Raw genomic sequence first — 10,925 nt, forward strand, 5'->3', positions numbered from 1 at the left:
GTCCGCGATCCGGAACGAGGGCGGCGCGCAGGTCGTTCCCTGCGCGCCGGACGCGGACGCCGCGCCCTCTTGTTCTCGTTGCCGTCAGTTCCCCGCTCCCGACCCAGCTCACTCATGCGTTCGGAACACCTCGGGTATCGCTCGTCGGCATCTCACAACGCATCACCGTGACTCATTCCTCACATCGACATCGCCCAGGACAAACCATCATTATCGCCTCACACCGACCACGAGTCCGCGTCGGCAGCGACCCGCCGGACGTCCGGGCCGCCGACGGAGCGTCCACCGTCGGTGAGGACCAGCACCTCGAGATCCTCGAGTTCTTCCAGGTCGAGTGCCTCTGCAGGGGCGTTCGCGAGGAAGGCGTGGGTCACCCATTCGTCGGCCAGAACGTCGGTGACGTTACTGTCCGAGACCGCCGTGACCACCGTCACCGCGCCCGCAGTGGAGGCCAGCACCAGCTCGATGACGCCCCAGACGGAGGTCGCCGGTTCCAGGCAGACGGTCCTCGATTCGTACGTGATCCCGTACGCGGAGCGGTCCCGCTCGGCCAACGCCACAGCTCGGCCGTGATCGAGCACGAAGGACCCGTCCACCGCGGCGAAGGCGATATCACCTGCGTCGAGCAGGCGGGTCCGCTCGGAGTACGAGACGGGGCGTCCGGACTGCTCGTCGATCCGCGCCCGCGTGGCCACGTCGTCCACGACGATCCACTCGACGCCGTCGTGCGCGGCCGCCCTGTTCTGGGAGTTCGTGATGCCCAGCTTCGCCGGCAGCGCAGCATCGATCGATTCCCAGGCGTCGTCGTTCGCGTCGATCGGGGTGACCGCTGCCCCCGACTTGAGTACCGCCCACGCGGCGATCACGGCATCGACCGAACGGGCCAGCGCGACCGGGACCCGAGTGCCCGGCCCCACTCCTTCCGCGATCAGGACCCGGGCGAGGCGCGACGACCGTTCGTCCAACTCGCCGTATGTGATCTCGGTGCCGTCGTCCGCGATCGCGGGGGCCTCGGGGTCGGCCTCGACGACCGCCGACAGCACCTGAGGCAGGGTGCTGGTGGCGGGCACGATCGTGTTCGAGGCGTCGGCCTCCTCCCGCTCCGAGTCCGCGAAGCCGGGGAGGAGCGCGCGCTCGGCCTCGGTCACGATCTCGATGTCGCCGACCACCGCGTGGGGGTCGGCGGCGACCGCCTCGAGGATTCGGACGAACCGCTCTCCCAGCGTCACCACCGTCGCCTCGTCGAACAGATCGGTGGCGTAGGTGAGGATCGCCTCGACGGTGCCCGAGTCGGTCGGGATCAGCGTGAACTGCAGGTCGAACTTCGCGGCTCGGTCTGTGTCCGGGACACTGCTCACGGTGAGACCGGGCAGCGCGAGGGTGGCCTGTTCCTGGTTCTGGAACGAGAGCACCGTCTGGAACACCGGATGCCGCGCCGAGGAGCGGTCCGACGACACGGCCTCGACGACCCGCTCGAACGGCAGGTCCGCGTTCGCGAAGGCAGACAGGTCGGCCTCCTTGGCCCGAGCCACCACCTCGGTGAACCTCATCGAGGACGTCAGTTCGGTACGCAGAGCGAGGGTGTTCACGAACATGCCGACCAGGTCGTCGAGCGCGGCCTCGCCGCGTCCCGCGACGGGGGTGCCGACCGTGACGTCCCAGGTGCCGCTCAACCTGGCCAGGAGGACCGCCAGGGCGCTGTGCGCAACCATGAACAGCGAGGCCCCCTCGGCCCGCGCCAGTGACTCGAGGGCCGCGTGGAGCTCTGCGGAGAGCGTGAACTCGGTCTCGGCGCCGCGCATCGACGCGACCGCGGGGCGGGGGCGATCGGTCGGCAGATCGAGCTGATCCGGCGCACCGGCGAGGGCACGTACCCAGTGCGCGAGCTGCCCGGCAGCCACGGTTCCCGGTTCGTCGGCGGACCCGAGCACCTCACGCTGCCACAGCGCGTAGTCCGCGTACTGCACCGGAAGCGGCTGCCACTGCGGCGCCTCGCCCTGCGTCCGAGCCGCGTACGCGGTGACGAGGTCGCGGGCCATCGGCGCCATCGAGACACCGTCGGCACTGATGTGGTGCACGACGAACGCGAACACGTGCGTGGTGTCGTCCAGTCGGAACAGGCCCGCCCGCAACGGCACCGCGCTGCGCACGTCGAAGCCCTTGCCGACGAGTTCCGACACCCGGCCGTACACGTCGGCCGGGTCCACCGAAATGGGTGTGAGATCGAACTCGACGTCTGCTGCAGGAACGATCACCTGGTGCGGACCGTCCGCGTCCTCCGGGTAGAAGGTGCGCAACGACTCGTGGCGCGCCAGCACGTCCCGCAGGGCCGCGTGCAGGGCATCGACGTCGAGTGACCCCGTCAACTGCATCGCGAGCGGAATGTTGTAACTCGTCGATTCCGGTTCCAGGCGGTTGAGGAACCACATGCGCTGCTGCGCCAACGACAACGGCACCCGCTCCGGCCGCGGACCCGCGACGAGCGCCTTACGCGCACCCGCACCCGCAAGCAACTGCACCCGCGCGGCAAGGGCCTCCACCGTCGACGCATCGAACAACACCCGCACCGGCACCTGCGCATCGAACGCCGCACCGAGACGCGCAGCGACCTGAGTCGCGACCAGAGAGTTACCGCCGAGCGCGAAGAAATCGTCGTCCAGACCCACCCGATCCACACCGAGCACGTCCGCGAACACACCCGCGACAACCTCCTCCGCCGCAGTCGTCGGAGCCCGGAACACCGTCGCCTCGAACACCGGCTCCGGCAACGCCTTCCGATCCAACTTGCCCGACGCATTCAACGGAAACGCATCGAGCACCACGAACATCTGCGGCACCATGTACGACGCCAGCGACGTCGCCAGCTGCGCCTTGACCGCAGTGGTGTCCAGATCCTGGTCCGCCACCACGTACGCGACCAGCTGATCATTCTTGACCAGCACCACCGACTGCGAGATCCCCGGCACCGCCAGCAGCGCCGTCTCGATCTCACCCAACTCGATCCGCAGACCACGCAACTTCACCTGGAAGTCCGTGCGGCCGATGTACTCCAACTCACCCGAACTGGTCCACGTCACCAGGTCGCCCGTGCGATACATCCGCTCACCGCTATCGGAGAACGGGTTCGCCACGAAACGATCCGCCGTCAGATCACTGCGCCCCACATACCCGCGGGCCAACTGGGCACCCGCCAGATACAACTCACCCGGAACACCCACCGGCACCGGATTCAGACGCCCATCGAGCACGAACAGCTGCGTGTTCCACACCGGCGCACCGATCGGCACCGACGCCACATCAGCCGCAGTCACCTCGTGGAACGTCACATCCACCGCAGCCTCCGTCGGGCCATACAAATTGTGCAACGCCGCACCCGGCACCACATCCCGCAGCCGCGCCGCCGTCGACGCCGGCAACGCCTCACCCGACGCGAACACCAACCGCAACGAACCCACCCGGCCCACAGCCGGCTCCGCCACGAACACCGACAACATCGACGGCACGAAATGCGCCACCGTCACACCACACTCGGCCATCACCCGCACCAAATACGCCGGATCCCGATGCCCATCCGGCAACGCAACCACCAGACGTGCACCCACCTGCAACGGCCAGAAGAACTCCCACACCGACACATCGAACGTGAACGGCGTCTTCTGCAGAACAACGTCCGACTCCGTCAGCCCGTACTCGGCCTGCATCCACACCAGACGATTCACGATCGCCCCATGCCCGACAGCCACACCCTTCGGCCGACCCGTCGAACCCGACGTGAAAATCACATACGCAGTGTTGCCGGACCGCAGCGAAGCATTCCGCTCGACGTCGGCGATCGGACCGTCGGCGAAGTCCGACACGTCGACCGTGTCGATCTCCACGCTACGCAGGCCCGGCACGTCACCCGCGTCACGCGACGTGGTAAGCAGCAGAACGGGATTCGCAGTCGCGAGGATGTACCGGTTGCGCTCGGCCGGCTGATCGGGGTCGATCGGCACATACGCACCACCGGCCGCGAGCACCGCATACATGCCCACCAGCAGATCCACCGACCGCCGCATCCCCAGACCCACCAACGAGTCCGGCCCCACACCCTCCGCAATCAGCAACCGCGCAGTACGCCGCACCCGCGACGCGAACTCCGCATACGACAGCGCCTCACCCTCGAACACCACCGCAACCGCATCCGGCGTCCGCGCCACCTGCGCCTCGAACAGATCCACCAACGTTGCGTCCGGCACCGCCCGCGACGTCGCGTTCCACTCCCCCACCACCAACGACCGCTCGACCTCGTCCAGCAGGTCGATGTCGCCGACGACCGCCGACGGTGTGGCGGTCACGACCGACAGCACGCGAAGACAGCGGTCACCGAGAATACGAATCGTGTCGGCGTCGAACAGTTCCGTCGCATACGTCAGGTCGATGGTCAGCCCACGGTCGGGCGCGCCTTCCGTGACCGTGACTTGCAGATCGAACTTCGCTGTCGTCGAATCGAACTCGACGTCCGAGACCGCGAGCCCACCGAGTTCGAAGCTGGTGAGGCCGAGGTTCTGGAACGTCAGCATCACCTGGAACAGCGGATGCCGCGCCTGCGAGCGCGCCGGGTCCAGAATCTCCACCAGCCGCTCGAACGGCACGTCCGCATGCGCGAACGCCGCCAGATCGGTCTCCCGCGTCCGTGCCAACAGGTCCTCGAACGAGCCGGCGGCGTCGACCTCGGTCCGCAGCACCAAAGTGTTGACGAACATGCCGATCACATCGTCGAGAACAGCCTCACCACGACCCGCGACCGGCGTGCCGATCGCGATGTCCGACGTCCCACTCAACCGCGCCAGCAGCACCGACAACGCCGCATGCATCACCATGAACGGCGTGACGCCGCGGGTGCGGGCGAGCTCGGCGATCGCCGACTGCAGGTCCGCCGGAACCTCGACTGTGTGGCGGTCGCCGCGGTACCCGGCGACGGCGGGCCGCGGCCGGTCCGTCGGCAGGTCCAGCTGATCCGGCAGCCCCGCAAGGGTCCGCTTCCAGTACGCGACCTGCGTCGACATCGGCGATTCCGGATCGTCCTCCGAGCCGAGGACTTCGCGCTGCCACAGCGTGTAGTCGGCGTACTGCACCACGAGCGGAGCCCATGCGGGCAGCGTGCCCGCCGAGCGGGCGGCATACGCGGTCATCACGTCGCGCGTCAGCGGACCCATCGAGAATCCGTCGGCAGCGATGTGGTGCACGACGAGCACCAGCACGTGCTCGGTGGGCGAGACCGCGAACAGACCCACCCGGACCGGGATATCGGCGGTGAGGTCGAACCCGGCGACCACCATTCGCTCGACGAGCGCCGGCAAGTCGGCCTCCGTGATCGCCTCGGCGGTGACCGTGCCCGCAACCTCGGAGGTCGGGCGGATCGACTGGTAGCCGACACCGTCGACGTCGGGGAACACGGTGCGCAGCGATTCGTGCCGGTCCAGCACGTCACCGATTGCGGCAGAGAGCGATTCGACGTCGAGGTCACCCGACAGCCGGATCGCCAGCGGGATGTTGTTCACCGCCGATTCCGGTTCGAACCGGTTCAGGAACCACATCCGCTGCTGCGCGAGCGACAGCGGGATCCGGTCCGGGCGCGGCGCGGCCACGAGGGCCTTCGTCCGCGCACCGGTGGACGCCGACACCCGTGCAGCGAGGGCCTCGACGGTGGAGGCGTCGAACAGGACGCGGACCGGGACCGTGGTGTCGAGCGCCGCGCCGAGGCGGGCGCATACCTGTGTCGCCAGCAGCGAGTTGCCGCCGAGCTCGAAGAAGTCGTCGTCGCGGCCCACCCGGTCGACGTCGAGGACGTCGGCGAAGACCGCGGCGACGGCTTCCTCGACCGGAGTGCTCGGGGCCCGGAATTCCCGCGCCTCGAACTCGGGTTCGGGCAGTGCCTTGCGGTCCAGCTTGCCGCTGCCGGTCAGTGGCAGGCGGTCGAGAACCACGAACACCGCCGGCACCATGTACGCCGTGAGGGAGCGGGCCGCGAACTCCTTCAGTTCGGCCACCTCGATCGACCGATCCGCGGCCGCGACCACGTACGCGACGAGCTGGTCACGCAGCACGACGACGGCGGTCTGGGCCACCGTGTCGTGCCGGGCGAGAACGGATTCGATCTCACCGAGCTCGATGCGGAAGCCGCGCAGCTTCACCTGGTCGTCGGCGCGGCCGACGTATTCGAGCACCCGGTCCGCGGTGGTGCGCACGACGTCACCGGTCCGGTACAGGCGCGAGCCGGGCATGCCGAACGGGTTGGCGACGAACCGTTCCGCCGAGAGCGCGGGACGGCCGAGGTAGCCGCGGGCGACTCCGGCACCGGCGAGGTACAACTCTCCGGGGACGCCGGCCGGGACGGGCCGCAGGCGGCCGTCGAGGACGTACGCGTCGGCGCCGCGGATGGCCCGACCGATCGTGACGGGCTCGCCGGGGACGAGGGCGCCGGAGATGTTGGACGCGACGGTGGCCTCGGTGGGACCGTACGCGTTGAACATCCGGCGGCCCGGCGCCCATCGTGCGACGAGTTCGGCCGAGCAGGCCTCGCCGCCGACGACCACGGTGCGCAGGGCCTCGAGGCCCGTCGGGTCCACCGAGGCCAGGGCGGCCGGCGTGACGAACGCGTGCGTGACGTGCTGGGTGCGCAGGAGGTCGGCCAACTCGTGACCGCCGTAGATCGACGTCGGGGCGATCACCATCGTCGCGCCCGCACCGAAGGCCATCAGCAGTTCGAGGATCGACGCATCGAAGCTGGGCGACGCGAAATGCAGTGTCCGCGAATCGGAATCGATGCCGTACCGCTCCACCTGCTCGGCCGCGAACGCGGCCAGGCCGGTGTGCGTGACTACGACGCCCTTCGGCACACCCGTGGATCCGGACGTGTAGATGACGTACGCGGCGTCGGTGACGCGCAGCGGTGCGGTGCGGTCCGCGTCGCTCACCGGAGCATCCGGCTGCGCGGCCACTTCGTCCGCCGTCGCGGGGTCGTCGAGCACGATCCACGGCACCGCGGCGGGCAGGGCGCCCTCGTGTTCGGTGCGGGTGATGCCGAGGAGCGCCCGGGAATCGGTGACCATGTGCGCGACGCGGTCGGCCGGATAGTGCGGGTCCACCGGCACGAAGGCCGCGCCGCTCTTCGCGACGGCCCACACGGCCACGACCGACTCGATCGAGCGAGTGAGCGCCACCGCGACCACCGTTTCCGGGCCGGCGCCGCGCGCGATCAGTGCGCGCGCCAGTCGCGACGACTGCTCGTCGAGGTCCCGGTACGCGACGGTCCGCTCGCCCGAGACGAGCGCGGCCCGCGCCGGATCCGCGCTTGCGGCAGCGGACAGGATCTGCGGCAGCAGCATCGGGGCCGGGCCGGCGTCGCCGGACGCGGCGGTGAGCGCGGAGCGCTCCGCCGCATCGAGGACGTCGATGTCACCGACGACGACGGACGCGTCGGCGGCGACGGCCTCGAGCACGCGGACGAAGCGGTCGGCGAACACCCGCATCGTCGACGCGTCGAACAGGTCGGTCGCGTACGTGAGGTCCACGTCCAGTGCGCCGGTCGCGGAGTCGCTCTCGGCGACCGTGACGGCCAGATCGAACTTCGCGACAGCGGCGTCGAAGTCGACTCCCGACACTGTCAGATCACCGAGCGCGAGGTCGGTGCGGTCCATGTTCTGGAACGACAGGGCGACCTGGAACAGGGGGTGACGGGACTGCGAGCGGGCCGGGCTCAGTGCCTCGACCAGGCGCTCGAACGGCACGTCCGCATGGCCGAACGCCTCGAGATCGGTGGCGCGCACACCGGTGAGTAGTTCGGTGAAGGGGCGGTCGCCGCGGACGTCGGCCCGCAACACCAGGGTGTTGACGAACATGCCGACCAGGTCGTCCAGCGCTGCCTCGCCGCGGCCCGCGACGGGGGTGCCGATCGCGATGTCCGACGTGCCGCTCAGACGCGCCAGCAGCACCGACAGGGCCGCGTGCACCACCATGAACGTGGACGCCCCGTGGTCGCGGGCGATCGCGTCGAGTCGCGCCGCCGTCTCGGCCCCGATCGAGAAGCGATGCGAGGCACCACTGTTCGAGGCGATGGCGGGACGCGGGCGATCCGCGGGCAGATCCAGGCGGTCGGGCAGATCGGCCAGGGCGCCCCGCCAGAACTGCATCTGCTGGGCGATGACCGACTCCGGGTCGTCCTCGCTGCCGAGCACCTCGCGCTGCCACAGCGCGTAGTCGGCGTACTGCACCGCGAGCGGCGCCCATGACGGGGCCGCACCGGCCGACCGCGCGGCGTACGCGGTGACGATGTCGCGCGTGAGCGGATTCATCGAGAATCCGTCGGCGCTGATGTGGTGCACCACCACCACCAGCACGTGCTCGGTGGGCGTCACCGCGAGCAGCCGCATCCGGAGGGGGACGGCCGCCGTGACGTCGAAGCCCTGCGAGATCGTCCGCGCGACGGCGTCGGCGACGTCGGACTCGCGCACCGGTTCCGCGGCGAGATCCACCTTCACCCGGTCGGCGGGCAGGATCACCTGGCTCGCGGCGCCGTCGATCTCCGGGAACACGGTGCGCAGCGACTCGTGCCGCTCGATCACGTCGGACACGGCCTCGCGGAGAGCGTCGACGTCCAGCGCGCCGGTCAGCCGGATCGCGACGACGATGTTGTTCGCCGCGGATCCTGTGTCGAAGCGGTTGAGGAACCACATCCGCTGCTGTGCCATCGACAGCGGGAGCGTGTCGGGGCGCTCCTGCGCCACGAGCGGGGCCCGGGTGTCGCCGCCCGCGGCCACGGCCGCGTCGACGAGTGCCGCGAGCTGCGCGACGGTGGGGGCGTCGAAGAAGTCGCGCACATCGATGCGGATGCCCAGGTCGGCGTTGATGCGTGCGACGACGCGGGTGGCGCTGAGCGAGTTGCCACCGAGCGCGAAGTAGTCGTCGTCGACGCCGATGCGCTCGGCACCGAGGACCTCCGCGAACGTCGCGGCGAGTGTCTCCTCGGTGGGGGTGGTCGGTGCCCGGTACTCACTCGCGAGCGACGAGAAGTCCGGGGCCGGAAGGGCCTTGCGGTCCAGTTTGCCGCTGGCGTTCAGCGGGAACTCGGCCAGCGCGACGAACAGCGACGGCACCATGTACTCGGGTAGGCGGGCGCTCACCGCGGCGGCCAACTCGTGCCGGTCCACGTCGGCGCCGCCGTCGGTGACGACGTACGCCACGAGGTGGTCGCCCAGGTCGGCGTCGGCGTGCACCACGACGACGGACTGCGACACTGCCGGGTGGTCCAGCAGCGCCGACTCGATCTCGCCGAGTTCGATGCGCAGACCGCGGAGCTTCACCTGGAAGTCGGTCCGACCGATGTACTCCAGCTCACCGGAGAGGCCCAGCTTGACCAGGTCACCGGTCCGGTACATGCGCGCGCCTGGAGCGCCGTACGGGTCGGCGACGAATCGGTCGGCGGTGAGGTCGGGACGCTGCAGGTAGCCGCGGGCCAACTGCACGCCCGCAAGGTACAGCTCACCCTCGGTGCCGGCCGGGACCCGCCGCAGGCCCTCGTCGAGGACGTACAGGGCGGTGTCGGCGACCGCCGCACCGATCGGGACCGTCGTCTCGTCGTCCGCGGTGACCTCGTGGAACGTGACGTCGACGGCGGCCTCGGTGGGCCCGTACAGGTTGTGCAGCGTGGCGCCGGAGATGTCCCGGAATCGGGCCGCCGTCTGCGGCGGCAGCGCCTCACCCGACGCGAAGACGTTCCGCAGCGTCGCGACGTCCTCCGCGCTCGGCTGTGTCGGGTCCCCCGCCGCTCCGCTCGCCAGCGACGCCACGAACACCGACAACATCGAGGGCACGAAGTGCGCGACGGTGACGCCGCGCTCGGCCATGATCCGCGCGAGGTACGCAGGATCCCGGTGCCCGTCGGGCGCCGCGACCACCAGGCGTGCACCGACCTGCAACGGCCAGAAGAACTCCCACACCGACACATCGAACGTGAACGGCGTCTTCTGCAGCACGACGTCGGAGTCGGTCATGGGGTACATGTGCTGGCGCCAGCGCAGGTTAGCCACGATCGCGCCGTGCCCCACCGCGACGCCTTTGGGTCGGCCGGTGGAGCCGGACGTGAAGATGACGTACGCGAGGTTCTCTGCCGACAGCGGCGCCGACCGGTCCGCATCGGTGACCGGCGTGTCCGAGTGGGCCTCCAGATCCAGGGCGTCGACCGCGACGATCGGGGTGTCGGTGTCCAGGGTCAGCTCGTCCCGAGTGGTCGTGAGAATCACGACGGGACGCGCGATGTCGAGGACGTAGCCGAGGCGGTCGGCGGGATGATCGGGGTCGAGGGGCACGTACGCGCCGCCCGCCTTGACGATCGCGTACATGCCGACGAGCAGCTCGAGCGAGCGCCGGATTCCCAGACCCACCAGGCTGTCCGGTCCCACACCGAGTGAGATCAGGTGGCGCGCGAGACGATTGGCACGCGCGTCCAGGTCCGCGTACGTGAGGGTGGCGCCGGCGTACTCGAGCGCGACCGCGTCGGGGGTGCGGGCGACCTGCTCGTCGAACAGCGATGCGAGTGTTACGGCCGATCCGGCCGGCGCGGCGGTCGCCGAGTCGCCGAGCACCTCTACAGCGTCCGCGAACAGTGTGTTCAGCAGCCCGGGCAGTCCCCCGGTCTCGGGGGCCTCGAGCAACCCGGGCGCCACGGTCGACAGCACGACCGGGACGAGCGCATCGATGCCGAGCACGCCGCCCATCGCGGCATCGAGGTTCTCGATCTCCTGCTTCAGCCGGGCGTACGTGACGGTGGTGTCGCCGACGGTCAACGCGATCCGGTCGGCATCGACCTCGACCACACCGGCGAGAAGCCTGGGCAGGTCCTCGATCGTCAACGCGTCGACTCCGAGCTGCTGGGCCGCCATGTA

1 protein-coding gene is annotated in these 10,925 nt (G+C 69.8%); it reads right to left on the reverse strand.

The window, feature by feature from the left end; genetic code table 11:
- Positions 1-218 precede the first annotated feature (218 nt).
- Complete coding sequence (locus tag C7H75_RS18725) at positions 219-10,922, reverse strand: non-ribosomal peptide synthetase (RefSeq protein ID WP_233281794.1); 10,704 nt, start codon at positions 10,920-10,922, stop codon at positions 219-221.
- Positions 10,923-10,925: the final 3 nt, after the last annotated feature.

It is taken from the genome of Rhodococcus (subgen. Prescottella) equi (assembly GCF_003013675.1).
Classification (GTDB): Bacteria; Actinomycetota; Actinomycetes; order Mycobacteriales; family Mycobacteriaceae; genus Prescottella; species Prescottella equi.

Bases quoted from the DNA above. Each gene is read 5' to 3' on its own strand.
- C7H75_RS18725 (WP_233281794.1), bottom strand. From the start codon at position 10,922: ATGGCGGCCCAGCAGCTCGGAGTCGACGCGTTGACGATCGAGGACCTG.